We start from the raw sequence: 25,023 nt of genomic DNA, 5'->3' as shown, positions 1-25,023 counted from the left end.
CGCCTTTCTTTAATCTGAACTTGTTTCAGATTCTTTTAAAACCCTTCATCTATCGATGAAGGGTTTTTTGTTTTATAATGGTTTTGAAATAATTCTTGTTTTTTTATGCAAAACAAGTTTAAAATAAAAAAATAGGATTAAATTTATTGATATAATTGTTGACTATTTTAATTTAGTTTATAGGCAAAATGAATAATAAAAATGTTGTAGATTTGACTAGAGGAGTGATTACTCCTCAGATTATTCATTTTACCTTGCCACTGATTATTGGTAATTTTTTTCTTCTCACTTACAATGCCGCTGATTCCGTAATTGTTGGACGTTTTATAGGTGCTCACGCTTTGGCTGCCTTGGGAGCAGCAAGTCCGGTGATGAATATTATGCTCTTTTTGATTGTTGGGATTTGTTTGGGAATGTCTGTATTGATGGGCAACTTTTTTGGCAATAGCGATTTAGCGAGCTTGAAAAAAGTGATTTCTACTTCTCTAATTTCGGGAGGTCTCTTTACACTATTTATCGTGATTTTAGGATTCTTTTTTTCTCATTCAATACTTACTTTGATGAATACGCCGTCTGAAATTATTGATGATGCTACGTCTTATTTGCAAATCATTTTTATTGGTCTTGTTTTTACTTTCATCTACAATATTTACGCCTCTACGCTTCGGAGTATGGGCAATTCTAAAGTTTCTCTTTATTTTTTAGGTGCATCTGCAGTTCTTAATATTGTGTTGGATTTACTTTTTGTTGCCGTTTGGGAACAAGGTATCGAAGGCGCTGCTTGGGCAACCGTTATTGCAGAAGCAGCAGCGGCTCTTTTCTGTGTATTGTATGTTCGATTTAAAGTCCCTTTTTTACGATTTAAGAATAATGAGTTTATTTTGGATCGTGATTTGCTACGTGTTATAGTAGGATATAGTTTTGTAACCGCTACCCAACAAATCACTTTGCATTTGGGTAAACTTCTGGTTCAAGGTGCAGTGAATCCCCTAGGAGTTTTTGCTATTGCAGCTTTTAATGCCGTTACCAGAGTGGACGACTTTGTGATGATTGTTCAGCAAAATATCAGCCACGGGATTACTGGATTCTTGGCACAGAATAAAGGAAAAGGAAATTTTAGTCGTATTCGAAAAGGATTTTGGGTTGGTGTTAAGCTTGAGGTAATTTACAGTTTGATTATGACCGTTATTGTATTTGTATTTGCCAAAGAAATAATGATTTTATTTATGGGAAATGGAGCATCCGAAGTGGTTGAAGCAGGAATTCAGTATTTGCAGCTAATGGCTTTTCTTTATTTATTACCAGGAATAACCAATATATTTCAAGGGTACTTTCGAGGCCTTGGCAAAATGAAAATAACGCTCAATGCCACTTTGGTGCAAATTGTTGTTAGGGTGTCAGCCGCTTATTTAATCGCTTCTTATTTTGGGGTCAAAGGAATTGCCTTGGCGTGTTTGATAGGTTGGATTTTTATGTTAGGCTATCAAATTCCAGTTTTGACTAAAACGTGGAAAAAGGTAAAGTTATAATTACTCTTCCGAATCTTTCGTTTCTTCTAAATCATCTGATTTTCGACCTATTTTTACTTTTGGATTATCCTTATTTCCTGTGATTACCATCGGAATTCCAAGGATTCCTAATGGAGGTAAACCCAATCTCATTTTGATGTTTAATTTTCCATCCAAACTTGTTGTTCCTTCAATTCTTGGTCGAAATCCTGCAAATTTAAACTTGAATCTTTCCAAAGTAATGATGTTGTTTTTAATAGAACTCTTGACTTCAACTTTAGATAGTTCAGGATTTTTAATGCCGTCGTTATTGGTTTTTTTGGCTACAGCACTAAACATTTTCATTCCGTGTAATTTAATGTCTTTAACTGATACAACGCCATTTCCAACTAATGAAGGATAAACGGGTTCCATATTAGCATTCAATCTTCCTTTGAGTTTGTATTCTAACGAAACTGTTCCTGATGCTTTTTCGGCAGCACTTGCCATTTCTCTGAACATTTTTATTTCGTTGTATGCCTTTTTGATGTCAAAATCAGAAGCTTTTATATCGTATTCAAAATTTGCTTTTTTAGGAGTGCTTGCTTGGTATTTTGCATTCATATTGACTGTACAACCTATCAAATTGAAGCCAGTATTTTGCATTGTCAAGATGCCTTTTTTTACAATCATATTTCCTTTAGCATCTTTAAGTGCCAATTCGTTGAAGTTGATTTTATTGGCATTGGCTTGAAATTTTAAATCCAAGTTAGATGGAATTATAATGACTCCCGTTTCTACTTTTGTTGCTGCTGGTTTTGTTTCTGAATTTGTTGTATTTGTTGAAGCAACTTCAGTTTCCGACATAAATTCATCGGCATTGATGTAGGTGGAATTTAGCTTGAATGAACCTCGCAATACTCCAGTATTCGTGGTAGCAAAGTTGATTACATTTTGCAAATAACCATTCATTCTAAAATCAGATTGTCCATAGGCTGCCAAGAAATTATTGAAAGTCATTTTGTCCTGATTGATTTTGAAGATGCCTTCTTTGATGAGGAATTTCTTTGGGAGGTATTCTGAAGCGATTAAAATGTTTCTTAATTCTAATGTTCCTTTGTTGTTCAGTTTGCTATAATTTCCTTTTTCGGCATCGCTTTGTTTTCCTTTCAAAGCTAAATCGGCTTTTATTGAACCATCTACATCGAGTCCTTTTTGGGAGAAAACTTTGTATATTTTGCTGATGTCAAGCGTTCCTTTTGCTTTCACATCATAGTTGAGATCATCAAAATTTTCTAAATTAGCTTCTACAAAAACAGGTTTCCCTTCAAAGGTAAATTCAGCAGGTTTTAGGGTTATTTTCAAATCGTTGAATGTTCCTTTTTGGTTTTTTATTGTGGTGAGAATGTTGATATTGGTAATTGGATTGGGGTAATATTGGGTTTTGATATAACCACTTTTCAGGTTGATATTGGCATCCGTAATCGGGAAAATTTTATTCTTCGTATCATATTTTCCTTTGGCATTTCCATTCCCAACAAGCACTCCTTTGAGTTCTAAATCTGGAATTCCTAGTGCTTTATTGAGTTTTTCTAAATCGATTTTGGAATTGAAAGTTGCATCTATTTCAGGCGTTTCCATTCCTTTTACAAGAAATTTAGATTTGATATAATCCTGATTTATATTTAAGGCAAGATTTTTAGCATTGACAATTAAAAGTTCTGGTTTTAATGAAGGCAAGCTTGTTGACAAATCCAAATTCAGGTTCGAAACCGGAAAAGCACTTTTGTTATAATTGACAAATCCATCTCTTATTTTTAAATCCAAATTCAAGTCTGGCGCAATTGCTTTCGATTCAATGTATTTTCCTTTTAAGGTAAGAAGAAAATCTGTTTTGCCATTCAATTCGGTTTTACTAAGCCAAGTAATGTATTTTGGCGGGAATGCCGTGAATAAATCTTTCAGATTGCTATTGGTTGTTTTTAGGATGAAATCCATATTGTAACCGTCTTTGATGAAGTCGAATTTTCCTTTGAAATCTACCGGAAGTTGGTTAATCATCAAATCATTTTGTTCGAAAACAAAAGAAAGTGAGTTGACGTTTATTTTGGTAATTAAATCCGCATCTACTTTTTTGTTCATTAAATACTGCTCATTGGCATAGAGTACATTGAGTTTGTCAATTTTTGCTTTTGAATATAAATCGAAAATGTCTTCACTCAAATCTCCTTTTCCGAGATAATTAAAACCAAATGCATCAAAATGAACTTGAGTCGATTGATCGTCATAAGTCATTTGACTGTTTATGATTTCGATATGATCCAATTTTATAGCTGCCGATTCCTCGTCTTCTTTATTGACTTCCTCATCTTTTTCGGCGATGTAAACGTTGTAATTGGCTAATCCTTCTTTGTTAACTTTGATGTTTATTGCTGCATTAGATAAATAAATTTCATCAATTTTTATGGATTTCCCAAAAACTAAACTGTACACATTAATCCCAAAAGAAACTTCTTTTGAATTTATTAAATGTTCTTTTTGAAATGGAGCCGAACCATTGAGTTTAAAATCATTTAAAGTTAAGGTCAATGACGGAAAATGTTTGAAAAATGAAACATTAACATCCGAATAATTCATTTCTCCAGCTAGTCTTTCATTAGCCGTTTTTTTGATTTCATCTTTTATTTTGTCTGAAAAAATTAAAGGAGTGACAAACATCAGAGCCAAAACTACCGCAAGACTTATCCCGATATATTTTGCCGTTTTAACCAAAATTGATTTTACTTTTGTAGCATCCATATTTTAATTTTCTGATGTTATAACTATTTACAGTGTCTTTATATGCTGAGATTTTATCCGTGAACGGTTTCGCTTTTTCCGTAGTTTGTAATTAGTTTGCCTTCAAAATCTAACCATTCTGCCCAGCGTTTATCAACGTCAGCTTTCTCTGAATATTTTCTGGCGAATGCTAGAAAAGTGGTGTAATGTCCTGCTTCGCTAATCATTAATTTTCGGTAAAATTCGGCCAATTCTTTATCTTCAATATTTTGAGATAATACCTTGAAACGCTCGCAGCTTCTGGCTTCAATCATTGCCGAGAAAAGCAATCTATCCACAAAAGCATCGTTACGGCTGCCATCTTTTTTCATAAATTTGAAAAGTTCGTTCACATAATGATCTTTTCTTTCTCTTCCCAATTTTAGTCCACGTTCTTTGATGATGTTGTGTACCAACTGAAAATGCTCGATTTCTTCTTTGGCAATTTCCAATAAATCCGTAACCAATTCTTCGTGTTCCGAATTGTAAGTAATTATAGTGATGATGTTGGTTGCTGCTTTTTGTTCGCACCAAGCGTGATCGGTCAAGATTTCTTCGATGTTCGATTCTACGATGTTTACCCATTTTGGGTCGGTAACTAATTTTAATCCTAACATTTTTTCTGCTTATGAAAATTATTTACAAAAATACAGTTTTTATTTATGCTATAACGGATTGATTTTGGGATTATTTCCCTTATTTTGTGTCGTAAAAAGGACTATCTAAATGCTAAAATTGGAACACAGATGAAACGGATTCTAGCAGATTATCACTGATAAAATTAAAAAAATCCGTTTTTATCCGTTCCATCTGCGTTATCCGTGTGCCATTTTTAGTTTAGTCAGCTAAGCGAAAATACCTATTATAAATAAAATATATGAATGCAAATCAGCACGTTTTAATTATTGGTTTTGTTTGGCCAGAGCCCAATTCTTCGGCAGCAGGAGGAAGGATGGTGCAGTTGATTTCCATTTTTAAAAAGCAAGGTTTTGAAGTTACTTTTGCCAGTCCTGCAATGGATAGCGATTTTATGGTGGACTTGGAATCGCTTGGCGTTACCAAAAAATCGATTGCTTTGAATTGTTCCAGTTTTGATGTTTTTGTAAAGAAATTAAATCCAACTATTGTCTTGTTTGATCGTTTTATGATCGAAGAACAATTTGGCTGGCGTGTTGCCGAAAATTGTCCCAATGCTTTAAGATTATTGGATACTGAAGATTTGCATTGTTTGCGTTTGGCTCGTCAAAAAGCATTCAAGGAAAAGCGATCGTTTTCAACAGACGATTTATTGGTGGAAGACGTTGCCAAAAGAGAAATTGCCAGCATTTTGCGTTGTGATATGTCCTTGATGATTGCCGAATATGAAATGGAATTGTTGCAAACGGTTTTCAAAATCGATTCCAATTTGTTGTATTATTTACCTTTGCTGTTGGAGCCTATTGAAGATTCAACTATCCAAAATTTGCCAACTTTCGAAGAACGAAATGACTTTGTTTTCATTGGAAACTTTCTTCACGAACCCAATTGGAATGCGGTTCAATACCTGAAAGAAACGATTTGGCCACTCATCAGAAAGCAAATGCCGGAAGCTGTTTTGAATGTTTATGGTGCTTATCCTTCGCAAAAAGTAGTGCAATTGAATAATGTCAAGGAAGGTTTTTTAGTAAAAGGACGTGCCGAAAATGCTCAAGAAGTGGTGAAAAATGCTCGAATAGTTTTAGCTCCGTTACGTTTTGGCGCAGGTATAAAAGGAAAATTGGTAGAAGCAATGCAATGCGGAACACCAAGCATAACGACAACTATTGGAGCCGAATCAATGTGTGGCGAATTACTTTGGAATGGATTTATTGCTGATGATGTCCAAGTTTTTGCCGCTAAAGCGGTGGAATTGTATCAAGACAAAACCCTTTGGCTAAAAGCCCAAGAAAACGGTTTTGAAATTATAGAAAAACGTTATTTAATATCCTTGTTTAAAGATGATTTTGTTAAGCATATTTTAAAAATTCAAACTCATTTAAAACAACACCGATTGCATAATTTTATGGGTTCACTATTGCAACATCACACTTTGACCAGCACTAAATATATGTCGCGATGGATTGAGGAGAAGAATAGGAAAGGTGAATAGGAAAATTATTTATCGAAATAATGTCCCATTGCAGAAATTACGAACACGGTTACAATCTCTTCTTTTACTTCGTAAATAAGTCGGTCTTTTTTGTTTATTCGTCTTGACCAAAGTCCTTTTAAATCAAATTTTAATTCTTCTGGCTGACCTTCGCCAGTGTAAGGATGTTCTTTTAATTCGTTAAGAATTGTCAAAATCTTTTTTATTGTTGCAGCATTTCCTGCTTTTTTGTGTTTTGAAAAATCCTTTTCAGCTGTTGGATTGATAATTACTTTATACTTTTCCATAACTCCTCAGCAGAATTCATAACACGACCTTTTTCATTTCTTGCTTTATTTATTTTAGCAACAAATTCAGGATTATAGGGGCTTTTGTTTTTTTCGTCAACAAGTTCAATCTCATTTTTTTCGTCATAAAAAACTTTAGCAAGTGCTAAAAATGCTTTGCCTTTTTTGGTTCTCTCGTCTATTTTTAAAGTGATTGTTGTCATAAGAATAAGTATTACAAAACAAATATACAAAAAAAGGATTTCTAATTTTGTCGTTATTTATTCGTCTAAACATAGGTAAATATAAAGAAATAGTTGAATATTATTTGTTAAAGGATTGTAAATGTATGACTTATTTATTTATTTTTAAATCTTTGATTAATTCTGATGCTTCTATATCCAATGCAGAAGCAATTTTAAGCATAGTACTAACCTTCATTTCTTGTTTTCCTTTAATATATTTTCTTAGATTTTCTACATCCATATTAGCATCGTGAGCTACTTCTCTGGTTTTTAATCCTTTTTCTTTGATAATTCCCTCAATACGTTTCCCTAAAAGGATAATTTCTTGACTCATTTCCGATTTCCGAACTCTTTTTTCCATACTTGGAAAGTTACTTTCGTCTGATTAAATAAATAGGATTGTATAAATCAGATTGTTTACAACTGATTATTTAATTATATTTGAAAAAATTAATTAAATGAAACTTTACACTACGCTCGAAACAGTATTGAAAACTGAGCCTAATTTTGTTACTGATGAAGGTAATCTTAAAAAATGGGTTGTTATTAGTAAGGCACAAAACTACGATGCCGAATTATTAGAACTTTTACTTGAAAACGAAGAACTTAAAAAAAGATATTTTAAGCCAGTTGCGGGTGTTTTGGTTTTCAACCAATCTTTATTTGTGCAGTTTTTGGAACAAAAGAACTATTTGAACGACAGCTATACAGCGTACAAAAACAAAGTAGGTTTAAACATTGACGGTAAATATTTGAAGCAACGAAACGAAGTGGTGCTAGTCTGGCCTTTTAAGGACTGCGTTTTAGAAGGTGGACAAAGCCGAGAAGAAGACAAACGAGAAGAAATATTTTTTAATGAAACTCTGGCACAAGACGAAATTACCCAATTACTTGAACCAAAAGTTTTAACCAATGCCAAACGTATAACTGGAAAAGGAGAAAAACCACTTGATAAGTTCAATAGAAACGAAGAAGGTTTAATTACAGACAACTTAATAGTAAAAGGGAATAACCTTTTGGCGTTACACACATTAAAAGAAGAGTTTTTGGGTAAAGTAAATTTCATTTATTTAGACCCACCATATAACACTGGAAGCGACAGTTTTCAATACAATGACAGATTCAATGAAAGCACTTGGCTTACGTTTATGCGTAACAGGTTAGTTGTTGCAAGAGATTTATTGGCAAACAACGGAACAATTTTCATTCAATGTGATGACCACGAGCAAGCCTATTTGAAAATCTTGATGGATGATGTATTCAATTCTCAAAATTTTGTTGAAACATTTATTTGGAAGAATACCGATAATGCTCCCGCTTTATCAAAAAAGACAAGGAAGAATATAGAGTTTATCCACTGTTACGAAAAGATAATTGATACTACAAAAGGCTATGTTGGCAGAGACAGTGATAATGATGATGCACCTTTGTTAAATAGCGGAAACCCAATAACTACTTTAGAGTTCAAACCTAGTATAATTGAATTTAGAATTGCAGACGGAGTTTATGAAAAAGACAACTATGATAAAGTTGAATTACTAAACGAGTTAACAGTTGAAAATGGTAAAAACAAGAATTCTATAAAACTCAAAGGACGTTTCAAGTGGCAACAATCTTTCTTGGATAACGAAGTAAAAAATGGAACATATTTTTTAATTAAGTCAAACAAATTTTCAATTAGGTACCAGAGAGAAATTGCCTCTAATATGGCTCCTGATAAATTGATTGATGATGTATATTTATCTAAGGCTATTGGGATTGAAACAAATGAAGATTCTAAAAAACATATTGATGCATTAAAACTTAAATTCAATTCATATCCAAAACCTGAAACGCTTATTGCGTTTCTTATCAAAGCTGTAACTAAAGAAAATGATATTGTTCTTGATTATCATTTAGGAAGTGGAACAACCGCTGCTACTGCTCACAAATTAAACAGGCAATACATTGGAATTGAACAAATGGACTACATTGAAGATGTAGCCGTTGAAAGGTTGAAAAAAGTAATTGGGGGTGAACAAGGCGGTATATCAAAATCTGTTAACTGGAAAGGTGGTGGTGAATTTATTTACCTGGAACTAAAGAAATACAACCAGAACTTTATTGAGCAAATAGAATCTGCTAAAGACACAAAATCAGTATTGAAAATTTGGGAAGAGATGAAATTAAAATCTTTCCTCAATTACAATGTGGATTTGCAAAAGCAAGAACAACACATTGAAGATTTTAAGGCGTTAACATTATCCGAGCAAAAAGAACATCTAATTGAGTTATTAGACAAAAACCAATTGTATGTAAACCTTTCTTCATTGAATGATAAAGACTTTGCGGTTTCAGCAGAAGAAAAGAAAATAACACAAGATTTTTACCAACTTAAAAAATAAGCACAATGGGTTTTTTATACGACACATTGGTACAGGAGTTTGGTAAGAGAGAAATTGCCCGTGTTCCTGTTCCAAATTACATAACCGACAATCTTAAACCTGGATTTGGTCAGCGACCTTATCAAATAGAATCGTTTCAGCGTTACATTCTTTGCCACACTGAAGATTTTGAAGCCAAACCTAAAAAGCCTTTTCACTTGTTGTATAATATGGCAACAGGAAGCGGAAAAACATTAGTAATGGCAGGTTTGATGCTTTACTTATATGAAAAAGGATATCGCAATTTTTTGTTTTTCGTAAACTCAAACAACATTATCAAGAAAACGAAAGACAATTTTTTGAATCCTCAAGCTTCAAAATACTTGTTCAACGACAAAATAGTTATTGACGGAAAAGAGGTTTACATTAAGGAAACGGACACTTTTGAAAGTGCGGATGATAAGAACATCAATATCAAATTTACAACTATTCAGCAGTTGCACATTGATTTAAATAACACTAAAGAAAATAGTGTTACTTATGAAGATTTTATAGATAAAAAAATGGTGTTAATTGCTGATGAAGCACATCATTTAAGTTCAGCAACAAAAAGCAAAGGCGATTTATTTGGTAGTTGGGAGGGAACTGTTATCGAAATTCTAAAACAGAATTTCGACAATATACTTTTAGAATTTACCGCTACGCTTGACTACGACAATGCCGAAATTTTAAAGAAGTATCAAGACAAAGTACTATTCAAATATGACCTTACCCAATTCAGGATTGACAAATACTCCAAAGAAATCAATCTTGTGCGGTCTTTGTATGATGAAAAAGAGCGCATCTTACAAGCCTTGATTTTAAATTTATACCGTCAAGAGTTGGCAACAGCTCATAATATTAATTTGAAGCCTGTAATTCTATTCAAGGCTAAAAAGACAATCAAGGAATCTGAACAAAATAAAGTAAACTTCCACAACCTTATTGATTTAATGTCAGCTCAATTGGTTGACCAAATAAGAAATACTGCAACGGTTTCGGTTGTTCAAAAAGCATTTAATTTCTTTGACTCAAAAAATATTTTATCAGCAGAAATTGCAAGAAGAATAAAATCTAACTTTCGTTTTGAAAATTGTATTAGTGCTAACAATGATGATGAAGCAGAGAAAAATCAATTGCTTTTAAATACATTGGAAGATGAAAATAATCCAATCCGAGCCGTTTTTGCTGTTCAAAAATTAAACGAAGGTTGGGACGTTTTGAATTTGTTTGATATTGTTCGTTTATACGAAGGACAAAATACAGGAGGAACAAATACAACCGTTGGAGCAACTACACTTTCAGAAGCTCAATTAATTGGTAGAGGTGCAAGATATTTCCCTTTTGCCTTAGAATCAGGACAAGACAAATACACAAGAAAATATGATGATGATCAAGCCAACGATTTGAAAATATTGGAGGAATTGTATTATCACACCAAAGAGGATAGCCGATATATTTCGGAGTTGAAGAAAGCACTTGTTGAATCTGGAATTTATGAGGATGAAGATAAGTTGGTCACAAAACAACTTACATTAAAATTAGATTTTAAGGAAACAGAATTTTACAAAACAGGTCAAGTTGTTTTCAATAAAAGAGTTGAAAAAAGTTATGATAACGTAAAATCTTTTGCTGACTTTGGAGTTTCAAGGAAAAACTTTGTTTTTACTTTGTCTTCTGGAATTGGCAAAATGTCAGGTGTTTTTAGAGTAGAAGAGGAAACGATAGTCGACAAAATTGAAAGTCGAGACATCAAACTTTCCATTATTCCAAAACATATTATTCGTTATGCTTTGGCGCAAAATCCATTCTTTTATTTTGATAGTTTGGAAAGGTATTTTCCAAATGTTGGTTCTCTTTCCAGCTTCGTTGAAAGTACTGACTATTTAGGAAGTTTAGAAATTACTTTTAATGGTTCGACGTCAAGACTTGCAGACATAACTAATAATGATTATTTGCTTGCTATTCAGGGACTTTTGCAAAACATTGAATCGGAAATAAAAACGAATTTAACTGAATTTGAAGGCTCTAGCTACATAAAAGAGTACGTTCACAAGGTTTTCAAAGATAAGGAGATCAAAGTTTACAAAGACAGTGAACGAAGTGACGGACAAGAAGCGCTTGTGGTAAATGAGCCTTGGTATGTTTACAATGCTAACTATGGAACAAGTGAAGAGAAAGCATTTGTAAAAATGTTCGCTACTCGATTTGAAAATATTGGACAGAAATTTAAAGACATTTATTTAATCCGTAACGAAAGAGAAATTAAAATTATTGATAAACTCGGAAGAGCATTTGAGCCTGATTTTATTTTATTCTGCAAACAGAAAAAAGAAAAGGAAATGATCTATCAAGTTTTCATTGAACCTAAAGGGAATCATTTGTTAAGTCACGATAAATGGAAAGAAGATTTTTTAAAGGAAATAAAATCTGAAGAAAAAACTATAAAAATTAATACAGATAAATACCTAATTACGGGTGTTCCCTTTTATAATAATGAGAACGAAAACGAATTTAAAAAATCGTTGGAGCAAGTTTTGAATTAAAAAAAATCCCGTTTTGATACTTCAAAACGGGATTCTTATTATGATAAAGTAAAAATCTATTACGCTAACATCGTCACTGGGTTTTCGATGTATTGTTTCAAAGTTTGCAAGAACTGTGCTCCGGTTGCACCGTCGATAGTTCTGTGATCGCAAGCCAATGAAAGCATCATTGTGTTTCCTACCACGATTTGTCCATTTTTTACCACTGGTTTTTCCACAATCGCTCCTACGGATAGGATGGCAGAATTGGGTTGGTTGATGATGGAGTTGAATTCGGTAATTCCAAACATTCCAAGGTTTGAAATCGTGAAAGTGCTTCCTTCCATTTCGGTAGGCAATAATTTTTTGTTTTTGGCTCTTCCTGCAAGGTCTCTTACGCTTGTTCCAATTTGAGATAAACTCATACCATCAGTAAATGGCAATACTGGAACTACCAATCCATCTTCGACAGCAACGGCAACACCAATATTCACGTGATAGTTGATGGTTATTGCATCAGCAGACCATTGTGAATTGATTTTTGGATGTTTTTTCAAAGCCAATGCAGAAGCTTTAATCACCATATCGTTGAAAGATACTTTGGTATCTGGAACGCTGTTAATGACTGCTCTTGATTTCATTGCTTCGTCCATAGTTACCTCGATTACCAAATTGTAATGTGGTGCAGTAAACAAAGATTCAGCCAAACGTTTGGCAATGATTTTACGCATTGTAGAGTTTTTAATCTCTTCTGTAGCAATTTGTCCTGCTGGAACGTAAGGTTTTGCAACAGGTGCAGCGGCTTCTGATTTAGCTGGAGCAGCGCTTGTGGTAGCGGCTGGAGCAGCAGTAGCTTGAGGCGTAAAGTTCTCCACATCACTTTTGGTGATGCGTCCGTTTTCTCCAGAACCTTTTACTTGGTGTAATTGAATTCCTTTTTCGCTGGCAATTTTCTTTGCTAATGGCGAAGCCAAAATTCTTTGTCCGTTAGCAGCTGCTTCTTGAACAACTGGTGCTGCGGTTTGTGCGGCTGGAGCAGCTTTCGTTTCTTCAACTGGAGCGGCTACAGGAGCGGTTCCTCCGCTAGCAACAATACTACTAACGTCTGTTCCTGCTGGTCCTATAATTGCTAATAAACTATCGATTGGTGCTGATTCACCTTCTTTAATTCCGATGTATAATAAAGTTCCTTCGTTGAAGGATTCAAATTCCATTGTTGCTTTGTCGGTTTCGATTTCGGCAAGCATATCACCTTCAGATACTTTGTCGCCTACTTTTTTCAACCAAGTAGCTACTGTTCCTTCGGTCATGGTGTCGCTCAAACGAGGCATTGTTACTACCACAACTCCTGCTGGTAAAGCTGCTGTAGTTGCTGCTGCAGGAGCAGCTGCTTCTTCTTTTTTAGCTTCAACTGGAGCTTCGGCTTTTGGAGCTGCTGCTCCGCTAATTAAAGCAGAAATATCTTCGCCTTCGTTTCCGATAATAGCTAATAAAGAGTCAATTGGAGCGGTTTCTCCTTCTTTAATTCCAATGTATAAAAGAGTTCCTTCGTTGAAAGATTCAAATTCCATTGTTGCTTTGTCGGTTTCAATTTCAGCTAGCATATCGCCTTCGCTTACTTTGTCTCCTACTTTTTTTAACCAAGTTGCTACCGTTCCTTCTGTCATTGTATCGCTCAAACGGGGCATTGTAATTATTGTTGCCATAATTGATTTATAATTTATGAGGTGTGAATGGGTAGTTTTCTTGAGCGTAAACTACGTCGTATAATTGTTGAATTTCTGGGAAAGGAGATTCTTCGGAGAATTTCACGCATTCTTCAACTAAATCTTTCACTCTTTGGTCGATAACCTCGATTTCGGCATCGGTAGCATATTTTTGATCTTTGATTACATCCAAAACTTGAGTAATCGGGTCAATTTTTTTGTATTCTTCCACTTCCTCTTTCGAACGGTACAATTGTGCGTCAGACATAGAGTGGCCTCTGTAACGGTATGTTTTCATTTCAAGGAAAGTTGGTCCTCCGTTGTTTCTTGCTCTTTCAATGGCTTCGCTCATAGCTTCTGCAACTTTCACTGGGTTCATTCCATCAACTGGTCCACACGGCATTTCGTAACCTAAACCCAATTTCCAAATATCTGGATGGTTTGCAGTTCTTTCTACAGAAGTCCCCATAGCATAACCGTTGTTTTCAACGATAAATACCACTGGAAGATTCCAAAGCATTGCCATATTGAAGGCTTCGTGAAGTGAACCTTGACGGGAGGCACCATCACCAAAGTAAGTCAATGTAACTCCGCCTGTATTGTTGTATTTGTCTCCAAATGCAATTCCAGCTCCTAGAGGTATTTGCCCTCCAACGATTCCGTGTCCACCATAAAAACCGTGTTCTTTAGAGAAAATGTGCATAGAGCCACCCATTCCTTTGGAAGTTCCTGTAGCTTTTCCCATCAATTCTGCCATTACTCTTCTTGGGTCAACACCCATTCCGATTGGCTGAACGTGGTTTCTGTATGCAGTAATCATTTTGTCTTTTGTCAAGTCCATAGCGTGTAAGGCACCAGCTAATACGGCTTCTTGACCATTATATAAATGTAGAAATCCTCTAATTTTTTGTTGAATGTACAATGCTGCAAGTTTGTCTTCAAACTTTCTCCAAAGTAGCATGTCTTCGTACCACTTTAAATAAACTTCTTTTGTAACTTCTTTCATTTGAATTGTTTATTTTGCTAGTTATTTTGTTTTATTAAAAAATGTAATCGATAACGCAACGGGTTTGCTTCTCCAAAATTACAAGCTGCAAAAATAGGACATTATACGGAAGAAGTAAAATTTAAAACCTAATTTTTAAGTTTTTTTTACAAGAAGCTTTTGTCAAATAGAAGCGGCAGCAGGTTTTTAAGCGAATCTGATTTGTAAATAACACCAATTTCGCCCATAAAATAAATTTCTATTGGAGTGTTTTGTTTGATTTCGTATTCGGCTATAGATTGTCTGCAGGAACCACAAGGTGGAATTGGATCGGTTGTTTGATTGGTATCGGAAGCCGCTGTTATGGCCATTTTCAATATTTTTGCGTCAGGATAAACGGCACCTGCCTGAAAAACGGCAACACGTTCTGCACAAAGTCCAGATGGATAGGCTGCATTTTCTTGGTTTGAACCTAAAACTATTTGTCCATTATCTAATAAAAGTGCAGCACCAACTCTAAATTTTGAATAAGGAGCATAGGCATTTTTTCTTACTTCGATGGCTTGTTTCATTAGGTTCTGAATGTCGCTAGGTAATTCCTGAACGGTTTCAAAGACTGAAAATCGGGTTGAAATAATAATGTCTTTCATCTGTTTGTTTATATTGATTTTCAACGGTCAGATGGAACTCGCAAATAACTATTCAGTTTTAAAATAAATTATTCTGTATGCGCGTTTCATACGTATTATTGGAAAAAAAATCCAAATTTTTCCAGAGGGTTCAGGAGAAATTTGGATTTATAGTTGTTTTATTTATTGGCTAATATTCATCGTATTTGTCACCAATATTAAATGTAAGTGAGAATCTTAAGGTGTTTTCTAAAGGGTTTTTAACTTTAGATGTAGAAAATAAGTAAGAAACATCGACTTTTACAACATTGTATCTAAAACCTGCACCAAGAGTGAAAAATTGTCTTGCACCTTTATCTTTATTTTCGTGAAAATAACCTGCTCTTAAAGCAAATGAATCTTGGTATAGATATTCAGTTCCTAATGAATAGGTAATTTCTTTTAACTCTTCACTGAAACCACCTGGTGCATCAGAGAAAGATTGTAAAGCACCTTGAAGCCATCCGATAGATTGGTAATCTTGATTGTTTTGATTTCTTTCATCGGGTGTAATTGTTCCATCTCCGTTTAAATCTGGGTCTTGTGGTGTTGGTACCAATAGCTTACTTATTTCTAAATTTACGGCTACTTTGTTGTAATCATCCAATATAAAATCGAATCCACCACCCAATTTTAAATTAGCGGGTAAAAAGTTGCTGCTAAATTCAGTATTATCATAGCTTAGTTTTGGTCCTAAATTTTGAATATTGAATCCAGCTCTCCATCTTCCGTTGAAATCGCTGAATGGTAATTCTTCGGTTTGGAAAAAACCTGCAACATCAATAGCAAATGCACTTGCTGAGGATGCGTCACCTACATCTGAGGCTACTTTTAAATTAGAATTAATGTATCTTGCTCCAACGGCCATCGAGAATTTATCACTTAATTTCAAGGAATACGATCCGTCAAATGCAAATTCACTTGGAGAAACCACTCTGGGTTGGTCGTCAGCGTTTTCACGTAATTCGATATCACCAAGTCCAAAAAAGCGAAAACTTCCTGCAAAAGCACTTCTTTCATTGACTCTATTGTAATAGTTAAGTTGTCCTAAAGAAATATCATTTACTAAATCAGTAAGATATGGGGTGTAGCTTATAGAGAAACCTGTTTTTTCTATTGCAAATGCATATTTCGCCGGATTCCATTGTTGTGAATAGGAATCAGCAGAAGAAGCTACTCCATTATCTGCCATACCCGCTGATCGGGCATCGGCACTAACTAATAGAAACGGAACTGCTGTGGTAATAACATTTTCCTGAGCTTTTGCATAGATTGCAATAAATAAGCACACAAAAAGTAAAGATATTTTTCTCATTGGTTTAAAATAATAATTGGACAAATATAGTATTTAATTAAAGTATTACAAGTTTTTCAAATTTTTCGGTCTTCGTGTTTGTTATGTTCGATTTAACGGTGAGTTTATACACGTAAACTCCTTTTCCTATTTTGTTTCCAAAGTCATCTTTGCCGTCCCAAGTGATGTCTTTTGATAGAAAACCTTCATTAGTAACGATTTGATTACGTGTCCAAACCACTTTTCCAGTAATGGTCATTACTTGAACTTGAACTTCTAAAGGTTCAAAAGGTTTGTTGTGTGAAAACCAAAATTCAGTATAATTTACAAAAGGATTAGGATAATTTAACACATGAGTTAAGGTTATCGAATCGTTTCCTGCTACCACAAATTGAATCTCGGCAGTAATTGGATTATTGTAAACATCCCAAGCCTTGAAAGTTATGGTGTGTAAGCCTACGGCTAAATTTCGCAGTGGAAACAGCAAAGTTCCTTTTGTGAAATCATTCAAATCGGTTTGGTAGTAATCGTTTAAGATATACGGATTGTCAACATCTCCGTCTAAAATGGCAATTATATCGTGACCAATTCCGCTAGCAGTATTGATGCCGCTTTCGTCTTCAAGATTTGCAACTAAGAACGGAGATTCATTTGTTGTTCCACCTGAAACAAAAGTTTCATCGTTCATATATAACTTCACTCTTGGACTAATATTGTCTGCAACCGCATTTTCATTTATTCCACCTATTTTTATGCTGGTGTCATAACCTGTTTGATTTTCGAATTGTTGATTTTTTTTAGCATAGAAACTAATTTTTCCATTGTTTAATGGGATTCGGATGTCTCTTGGCACAATAAAACTAAATTCAAATTGACCGTTTGCCACCGAAGCATTCCCTCTAAAGATGGTTTCTCCAAGTGTTGTAAATGGAATTACAGGGCTGTTTCCATCATTGTTTAAGGTGGATCTAGTTATGAATTTATCAAATATTGCTGTGAATAGTTCTCCATTATAATTGGTTAGTGGAATATTATTTTCATCGGTTATTTCACCCGATATTTTCATTTTTGCTAATGACTTGAAATCATCAATGGGTTGTGAAACAGGAACATCATTTACTTTTGTAAGTCTTATTTTTGGTTTAGCAATGGCAAGCATTATTGCTGGGTCGCCAATGTAAAACACTACATTGGTAGATGAATTTGGGTTGCTGTTTTTTGAAATTCGTAATGCATCGGCTATCGAAGTGTATTGGTTAGAGCCGTAGGAATATAAATTTTGAGCCAAAACATCATTGAAGTTTTCGGCACTAAACTGTCCTATTTCTCGGATAGTAGTGATCATTGATATTGCTCCTCCCTTTGGATTCCAATAAGTATATTCGCCTGCTGTTGGTCGTGAAGGATTATCAAATCTCGAAAAATCGCAAGTTATGGTTATGAATAATGGGTATTTGTATTGGTTGTTTAAGTTTTGTCCGTCTGATTTTTCCCAAAGTCGTTCGCTAGCCAAACCATCTTCGCCACCGTGGCCTAAATAATTAAAAACCAAAGCCCCTTTTTCGAATGCGCTAAACAAATCAGTACGAGCTTTTGTGTATCTGGATCCTCCAGCTGATGCCTCTTGTGTATAAGAATCTAGTAATATTTTATTAGCATTAAGAAAAGGTTTTTCAAAAGTGATTTTATCGGCCAAATTGTTTTGTCTGTATTGCAAGCTAGCATCTGAGGATTTATCGGAATCATCGGCTATCATAACAAAATTATTTCTCCAACTTCCGTATGATTTTACATCGTGGTATTCAATTACTTTGTTTACCATTTCTTCTGCTTGAGAAGCGTCATTATTAAGCATTCTTCCAACAGCAATGTCTATTCCGCCAAAGAAAGAACCAATATTTCCTTCGCTAGCATCCATTAAACCATAAAAATCATCCGATGCATAGGAGGATTCTCCGGTAGTATTACTATTTAATGCATGATATATAGGTACAATATTAGTATTGTTTGAAGTTCGGTTTTTATAATCATAGGAAGCGTCTCCAAAAAGATTGACATATTTTATTCTTTTTTCAGATGTCGAAGCATTGTCATAAATGTATTTAATACAATTTCTAATAGCGGCAATATCTTGCTTGCCCGAGGAGAATTCTTGATAAATTGATTCCAGTTGTATTACTTTGACATTCAATTTAGAATAAGAACGATGAAAATTGGCCAATTTTTCGGCTTGTGATGCTAAGAATGCTGGAGTTATTATCACATAATCAATATCTTGAATCTGACCTTGAGCATTCTTGAAAAGAGTTCCTTTTAAGTTTTGATTCGCAATTTTGGTTTTGCTAGTTTTTAAAGGGGTGTAATAATCCAGGGCATCAATGGCTACATATTTTCGGATCTCACCTAAATTTGCTTTGAAAGAAATTGAAGCTTGATTTGTGTTTTCAATCTTGGTTACATTATATAGGTCTGTAACATCCCAAATTTGTGAAATTCCATTTGCATTCGAAATGTCATAATTTACTATTCCTAAACTCGACTTCGATAAATCGTATTGAAATTGAAATTGTTTTCCGTAGCCTTGCAGTTTCCTCTTGGCGGTAAGCATAATTTTGTCTAAATACCCTTTTGAACCTGGAACAGCATTATTATTGTAGGATAATTTAATTTTTACGCTTTCCGAACTTGGGAATGAAATATTTGATAATGAGTTGTTATTAAATTGAATTCCTGAATATTGAACAAGCGGAGGAAAGGACATTGTTCCTAGGTCTTGCCCGTTTGCCGATACCTTGAAAGATGTATTGGTGTATGCTACAGAAGCTGTGTTTACACTCATTTTTATGGGCGTTGCTGTATCAATATTTGGAAAATTAAACGAAAATTCTTGGTCCTGATTGACATCAAAAACTTCTCCAAACCATTGTCTGCCCAATTTTCCAATGTTTACTAGGTCTAATTCGTGAAATTGATGGTCGTCAAAAGTGTTCAAACTCAACGTGCTATTTCCTGTTGGTTGATTCATATTTGAGATTCTTTTTCCTTCATTTCCTTGAACAGTTACATAATAATAGGATTTTGTGTCGAATAAGTTAACATTGGTTTGGCTTTCTTCGTTCCAAGTATCGACACCTTCGGCATAAAATAAAATGTAATCTTCAGAGTTAAAAACGCCATCACTTTCTCCAATTACTTGAATAGCATTTTCGGTTAAATCCGTTGGATAAAATATCGCATTCGATAGGGGTAACATTCTGCCGCCATTTCCGTAAATTTTTATTTTTTTAGGGTCGATTCCGCTTACATTAAGTCCTAATTGCTGTAAAAAGTATTTTGAAATTTTATAAACTCCCGATTTTTCAACATAAAATTGGTACCAATCTCCAGAAGATAATATAGAGTTAGTTAAGGCACTTGTTTTTGTAGTTTGTGCAATTCTTGAAGAGTTATTGCCACTTATAGAATAAGAGAAAGATTTAATTCGTTTGTACCCAAATTCATCTTTGATAATAGGGGATAAAACTAAAAAACCTTGTGTAAGGTCTCTAGATTTGTTGATTTTTAATGCGGCTGATGGGTTTTTTGTAATGTTTTCAGGGTCTAAATCTCCAAGTTGAGAAGCAGATAAAGACTCATAAACAATATTTGATAGTTGAATGTTGTTTTCGTTTGAATAGTTTGATTCAGATAGGCTTAGAATAAAAAAAAGTGATTTTTTTGAAGGGTCGTAATGATAACTATTTCCAATAAATTTTGGTATAATAATTTTAGAGTTGCCTACAAACATTTCTTTTTTTTCAAGCCATTCAATGGTTATGTTTCCTTTTATTTGCGCAAAAGAAACAAAAGGAATTAGGATTAAATAAACCAAAAGTGTTTTTCTCATTGTTTTGTTTAACGCAATAATTTGTAAAATATTACGGCGAGTAAAAATATATCATTTCATGTAATTCTAATAATAAATAGTATAAATTTGCGTTTGGATTGTGAGTTTTACCTAAGAATTCAAGAATCAATTTATAAAATAAAAAATGTTGTTGCGGTTTAATGGTTAATTATTATATTGCACCTCAGAAATTATCACCTACTAAAGAGTATGAAAGTAAACAAAATTATGGCCTTACGTTTGATGTTATCAATGATTTTGATTGTTGGTTTTGCTAGTTGCAGTAAAAAATCTAGCTCAAAAAATACTTCACAAGGCACAGGATGGAATGTAGATAGTAAAAAAGGCACTTCAAAAAAGCAAGAAGCTGGCCCTGGATTGGTATTTGTAGAAGGAGGAACCTTTACAATGGGTAAAGTAGAAGATGATGTAATGCATGATTGGAATAATACTCCAGTTCAACAGCATGTGCAGTCTTTTTATATGGATGAAACAGAAGTTACCAATGCAATGTATTTAGAATATTTGGATTGGACCAAAAAAGTATTTCCTCCTACAGAAGAGAGTTATAAAGACATATATGAAGGTGCTGTTCCAGACACATTGGTTTGGAGAAATAGATTGGGTTATAACGAAACAATGACTAATAATTATTTAAGACATCCTTCATATGCTAAATATCCTGTAGTAGGAGTAAATTGGGTTCAAGCCGTTGAATTTAGTAAATGGAGAACAGAACGTGTAAACGAAGCCTTGTTAGAAAAAAATGGCTATCTTAAAAAAGGAGCTAAGACAAATGATGTAACAGCAGATGCCAATTTTAATACCGAAACCTATTTAAATTCACCAACATCGGTTTATGGCGGGAATCAAGATATTGTTTTACCTGGAAAATATGCTAACAAAAAAGGAGGCGTAAAGCAACCAAAAGCACCAAAAAATGGGAAAGTTGTTCCGCCAACAAATATTTATGCACAACGTTCATCAGGAATTGTGCTTCCAGAATACAGATTGCCTACTGAAGCTGAGTGGGAATATGCAGCTGCCGCCGATGTGGGACAAAGAGAATATAATATTTACAAAGGTCAGAAAAAATATCCTTGGTCTGGAAGTTATACTCGATCAGGAAAAAGACAAAGTAAAGGCGATCAATTGGCCAATTTCAAACAAGGAAATGGAGATTATGGTGGTATAGCAGGATGGTCTGATGATGGTGCTGATATTACAAATGAAGTTAAAAAATATCCAGCCAATGATTTTGGTTTATATGATATGGCAGGAAACGTAGCCGAATGGGTTATGGACGTTTACAGACCAATTGTAGATAACGAAGCTAATGACTTTAATTATTTTAGAGGAAACCAATACACCAAAAATAAAATTGGTAAAGACGGAAAAATTGTTATCATTAAATCCGATAGTATTCAATATACCACTTTAAGCAATGGTAAAAAAGTAGCAACTGCTTTACCAGGTCAAATAGCTCAAGTTCCAGTTGATGAAAACGAAACCTATTTGAGGCAAAATTTTGACAAGAGTGACAATACCAATTATAGAGATGGTGATAAACAATCGACAAGATATTTTAATTTTGGAGATTCAGAGTCTGATGCTAAGAAAGAAAAAGACGATAAAAAAATGTATAATTCTCCTAACCACACTGTGAGCGTTGATAGTCTTGGTAAAATGGTTAGAAAATATGATAAAAACAATAAAAGAACTACTCTAATAAACGATAATGTAAGAGTTTATAAAGGAGGTTCTTGGAGAGATAGAGCTTATTGGTTAGATCCTGCACAAAGAAGATATTTTCCACAAGATATGGCAACAGATTATATCGGATTTAGATGCGCAATGTCTAGAGTTGGTGCAAAATCAGACAAAAGAAAATCTGCCAGAAATTAATTTTTTATATATAATAGTAGTAAAAGCCCTTTGATTAGGGCTTTTATTTTTTAAAATCGGTTTAGGATGGATATAAAATACATTCATAGTTTATTTTTAAAATGCAATTCGGTTTCGATTGATACTCGTAAAATTGAATCGAATTCTTTATTTGTTGCTATCAAAGGCGATAATTTTGATGCCAATACTTTTGCCAAAGAAGCACTCGGAAAAGGTGCTTCCTATGTGTTAATTGATAATGAAAATTATTGTATTGATGAAAGAACTATTTTGGTTGAAAACAGCTTAATTGCTTTGCAAGAATTAGCAAAATTTCACCGTCAATATTTGAAATTACCTATAATTGCGCTAACAGGAAGCAACGGAAAAACCACAACAAAGGAATTAATAAACGTTGTTCTTTCTAAAAAGTTCAAAACCAAAGCAACCGTAGGCAATTTAAACAATCATATTGGAGTGCCGTTGACAGTATTGTCGTTTACTTCTGAAACCGAAATTGGAATTGTAGAAATGGGCGCCAATCATCAAAAAGAAATTGAATTTCTATGCGAAATTGCAACACCCGATTTTGGGTATATTACTAATTTTGGAAAAGCACATTTAGAAGGTTTTGGCGGTGTTGAAGGAGTTATTAAAGGTAAAAGTGAAATGTATCACTATCTTTCAAGCAACGGCAAATTGGCTTTCATTAATTTAGAAGATAAAATCCAAGTCGAAAAATCCAAGACATTAAAATCGTATTCTTTTGGTATAAATAAGGAAAATGCGAATGTAAATATTAGTGCTATTGCTGCAAATCCTTTTGTAGAAATTCAATATTCAAACCATATTATTCAAACCCATTTGATTGGTTTGTACAATGCCAATAATATCAATGCAGCTTTAACAATCGGTAAATACTTTGGTGTTGAAGAAATTGCTATTAAGGAAGCTCTAGAAAGTTATATTCCCGAAAATAATCGCTCTCAGTTGATTACCAAAGGAACTAATCAGATTATTCTGGATGCGTATAATGCCAATCCAAGTAGTATGGCTGTTGCAATCGAGAATTTTTTGCAATTAGATAATTCGAATAAGATTATGATTTTGGGCGATATGTTTGAGTTGGGACAAGAAAGTCAAGAAGAGCACAAAGTTATTGTTAATTCGCTTTTAGACACCCAAAATGTTACTTTATACTTTGTTGGAAAAGAGTTTTATGCCCATAAAACAGATAAAAATGATTTTTACTTTTTTGAAACTTTTGACGCTTTTTCAGAATATTTACAAACTACAAAAATGGAAAACAGATCCATTCTTATAAAAGGTTCTAGAGGAATGGCTTTAGAGCGAACATTGAATTTTTTGTAATAAAAAAGAATATTAATTTTTTTTCTAAAACGCTGTTGTATTTTTATAACGGCGTTTTTTGTTTTTAAGAGTGCTATTTTAAAAGTTAGAAGTGGTTGTAAAAAATAAATAAACTGGTAGGTACTGGTTAGGCATTAGCTATAAAAAAGTTTATTTTTGTGAGTATAATTCAAGTGAAAAATTAATATCATGAATACAGCGTTAATTGCAAAAACCATTCAATCATTTCAAAAATATTTTGGTCAAGAACCAGAAAAAGTAATTTTATCTCCAGGTAGAATCAATATAATAGGCGAGCACATCGATTATAACGATGGATTTGTGTTGCCTGCTGCCATAGATAAAATAATATGTTTTGCATTCGAAAAGAGCAAAACCAATACTTCCCGAATAATCGCTTTAGATTTAAACGAAGAATTTAGTGTTGATTTCTCAGAAAAAATTAGTTTGAGTGATGTCACTTGGACTAATTACATTCGTGGAGTTGTCAACCAATTGCAATTGAATGGCTTTCAATTTGAAGGTCTTAATTGTGTTTTTAGTAGCAATATCCCAACTGGGTCTGGACTTTCTTCATCTGCAGCTTTAGAATGTGGTTTCATAAAAGGGGTCAAAGAATTGTATCAACTGGATATAAAGCCAATTGATATTGCTTTGATGGGGCAAAAAGCAGAACATTGGGTAGGGATAAATTGTGGAATTATGGATCAGTTTTCCAGTGTTTTAGGATTAGAAAACAAAGTAATTAAAATTGATTGTAAAACATTAGAATATGAATATCACAATGCCAATTTTGGGGATTATTCATTGATTTTATTAGATAGCAATGTCAAACATTCTTTGGTTACATCAGCCTATAACAAGCGAAGACAAGATTGCGAAAACGGAATTGCTTTGGTGAAGAAAAATTTCGCAGAAGTAAAAAGTTTTAGAGATTGTACTGAAGAGCAACTTCTAGCTTTGAAGGACCAACTTGGAGAAGAAGTTTATACCAGATGTCATTTTGTAATCAATGAAATTGCTAGAGTTGCCAAAGCATGCGAAGCGTTAGATAACGGAAATATTGAGGCTTTAGGTCAACTTCTTTTTGAAACACATCACGGATTGTCTGTAGAATATGAAGTGAGCTGTGAAGAATTGGATTTTCTGGTTGATTTTGCTAAGAGTGAACCTGCTATAATTGGTTCCCGTTTAATGGGAGGTGGTTTTGGTGGTTGTACCATTAATTTGGTTAAGAAAGGTCAGGAAGAAGTAATCAAAGATAAAATCAAGAAATTATATTACGATAAATTCCAGATAGAATTAAAAAATTACGATGTTAAAATAGGAAACGGAACAACAGTTTACACTTTATAAGGT

At 33.9% G+C, this 25,023-nt stretch carries 17 protein-coding genes; 7 read left to right on the top strand and 10 right to left on the bottom strand.

What is annotated here, in order from left to right; genetic code table 11:
* The first annotated feature begins 188 nt into the window (after window positions 1-188).
* Window positions 189-1,529, top strand: coding sequence for an MATE family efflux transporter (locus tag C3L50_RS13545; protein ID WP_103806713.1), 1,341 nt, complete (start codon window positions 189-191; stop codon window positions 1,527-1,529).
* On the opposite strand, the gene C3L50_RS13540 is transcribed toward C3L50_RS13545, so the two are convergent.
* Both C3L50_RS13540 and miaE read right to left on the bottom strand, forming a co-directional pair.
* Entirely contained in the window at window positions 1,530-4,286 is a 2,757-nt protein-coding gene (locus C3L50_RS13540; RefSeq protein ID WP_103806712.1) for an AsmA family protein, read from the bottom strand.
* 53 nt (window positions 4,287-4,339) lie between these two features.
* Window positions 4,340-4,921: a tRNA-(ms[2]io[6]A)-hydroxylase gene (gene miaE / locus C3L50_RS13535; RefSeq protein WP_103806711.1), complete on the bottom strand. Its 582-nt coding sequence runs from the start codon at window positions 4,919-4,921 to the stop codon at window positions 4,340-4,342.
* 260 nt (window positions 4,922-5,181) lie between these two features.
* On the opposite strand from miaE, the gene C3L50_RS13530 reads away from it, so the two are divergent.
* The gene (locus tag C3L50_RS13530) at window positions 5,182-6,432 is read left to right on the top strand and encodes a glycosyltransferase (protein WP_103806710.1); all 1,251 of its coding nucleotides are present in this window, start codon (window positions 5,182-5,184) and stop codon (window positions 6,430-6,432) included.
* 5 nt (window positions 6,433-6,437) lie between these two features.
* Here C3L50_RS13530 and C3L50_RS13525 read toward each other — a convergent pair whose 3' ends face one another.
* From C3L50_RS13525 to C3L50_RS13515, 3 genes are all read right to left on the bottom strand, one after another.
* The gene (locus C3L50_RS13525) at window positions 6,438-6,719 is read right to left on the bottom strand and encodes a Txe/YoeB family addiction module toxin (protein ID WP_103806709.1); all 282 of its coding nucleotides are present in this window, start codon (window positions 6,717-6,719) and stop codon (window positions 6,438-6,440) included.
* Complete coding sequence (locus C3L50_RS13520; RefSeq protein WP_103806708.1) at window positions 6,701-6,922, bottom strand: DUF2683 family protein; 222 nt, start codon at window positions 6,920-6,922, stop codon at window positions 6,701-6,703. Before C3L50_RS13520 ends, C3L50_RS13525 begins: the two co-directional genes overlap by 19 nt.
* 130 nt (window positions 6,923-7,052) lie before the next feature.
* A complete protein-coding gene (locus C3L50_RS13515) occupies window positions 7,053-7,304 on the bottom strand; it encodes a helix-turn-helix domain-containing protein (RefSeq protein WP_103806707.1) in 252 nt (83 codons plus the stop codon).
* 97 nt (window positions 7,305-7,401) lie between these two features.
* Here C3L50_RS13515 and C3L50_RS13510 point away from each other — a divergent pair, with 97 nt between their 5' ends.
* Window positions 7,402-9,327, top strand: a complete 1,926-nt coding sequence (locus C3L50_RS13510; protein WP_103806706.1) for a site-specific DNA-methyltransferase — start codon at window positions 7,402-7,404, stop codon at window positions 9,325-9,327.
* A gap of 5 nt (window positions 9,328-9,332) precedes the next feature.
* The gene (locus C3L50_RS13505) at window positions 9,333-11,891 is read left to right on the top strand and encodes a DEAD/DEAH box helicase family protein (protein WP_103806705.1); all 2,559 of its coding nucleotides are present in this window, start codon (window positions 9,333-9,335) and stop codon (window positions 11,889-11,891) included.
* Between the two features lie 59 nt (window positions 11,892-11,950).
* On the opposite strand, the gene C3L50_RS13500 is transcribed toward C3L50_RS13505, so the two are convergent.
* The 5 genes from C3L50_RS13500 to porU form a co-directional block, all read right to left on the bottom strand.
* Window positions 11,951-13,576, bottom strand: a complete 1,626-nt coding sequence (locus C3L50_RS13500; RefSeq protein ID WP_103806704.1) for a dihydrolipoamide acetyltransferase family protein — start codon at window positions 13,574-13,576, stop codon at window positions 11,951-11,953.
* Window positions 13,577-13,583: 7 nt separating this feature from the next.
* On the bottom strand, window positions 13,584-14,582 hold the full coding sequence (gene pdhA / locus C3L50_RS13495) for a pyruvate dehydrogenase (acetyl-transferring) E1 component subunit alpha (protein ID WP_103806703.1): 999 nt from the start codon (window positions 14,580-14,582) through the stop codon (window positions 13,584-13,586).
* A 146-nt stretch (window positions 14,583-14,728) separates the two neighbouring features.
* A complete protein-coding gene (gene cdd / locus C3L50_RS13490) occupies window positions 14,729-15,211 on the bottom strand; it encodes a cytidine deaminase (RefSeq protein WP_103806724.1) in 483 nt (160 codons plus the stop codon).
* Between the two features lie 169 nt (window positions 15,212-15,380).
* Window positions 15,381-16,544: a type IX secretion system outer membrane channel protein PorV gene (gene porV, locus C3L50_RS13485; RefSeq protein WP_103806702.1), complete on the bottom strand. Its 1,164-nt coding sequence runs from the start codon at window positions 16,542-16,544 to the stop codon at window positions 15,381-15,383.
* A gap of 37 nt (window positions 16,545-16,581) precedes the next feature.
* Window positions 16,582-20,409 carry a type IX secretion system sortase PorU gene (gene porU / locus C3L50_RS13480; RefSeq protein ID WP_103806701.1) on the bottom strand — a complete coding sequence of 1,276 codons (3,828 nt, stop codon included), beginning with the start codon at window positions 20,407-20,409 and terminating at the stop codon, window positions 16,582-16,584.
* Between the two features lie 210 nt (window positions 20,410-20,619).
* Here porU and gldJ point away from each other — a divergent pair, with 210 nt between their 5' ends.
* The 3 genes from gldJ to galK all read left to right on the top strand — a co-directional run bounded on the left by gldJ (window position 20,620) and on the right by galK (window position 25,020).
* Window positions 20,620-22,314: a gliding motility lipoprotein GldJ gene (gene gldJ / locus C3L50_RS13475; protein ID WP_103806700.1), complete on the top strand. Its 1,695-nt coding sequence runs from the start codon at window positions 20,620-20,622 to the stop codon at window positions 22,312-22,314.
* A 66-nt stretch (window positions 22,315-22,380) separates the two neighbouring features.
* Window positions 22,381-23,664 carry a UDP-N-acetylmuramoyl-tripeptide--D-alanyl-D-alanine ligase gene (locus C3L50_RS13470; protein WP_103806699.1) on the top strand — a complete coding sequence of 428 codons (1,284 nt, stop codon included), beginning with the start codon at window positions 22,381-22,383 and terminating at the stop codon, window positions 23,662-23,664.
* A gap of 189 nt (window positions 23,665-23,853) precedes the next feature.
* A complete protein-coding gene (gene galK, locus C3L50_RS13465) occupies window positions 23,854-25,020 on the top strand; it encodes a galactokinase (RefSeq protein ID WP_103806698.1) in 1,167 nt (388 codons plus the stop codon).
* Window positions 25,021-25,023 lie beyond the last annotated feature (3 nt).

It is taken from the genome of Flavobacterium alvei (genome assembly GCF_002920895.1).
In the GTDB taxonomy this organism is placed as follows: Bacteria; Bacteroidota; Bacteroidia; order Flavobacteriales; family Flavobacteriaceae; genus Flavobacterium; species Flavobacterium alvei.
The sequence above is the reverse complement of the archived record's forward strand: the minus strand, read 5'-3'. Positions and strand labels throughout refer to the sequence as shown.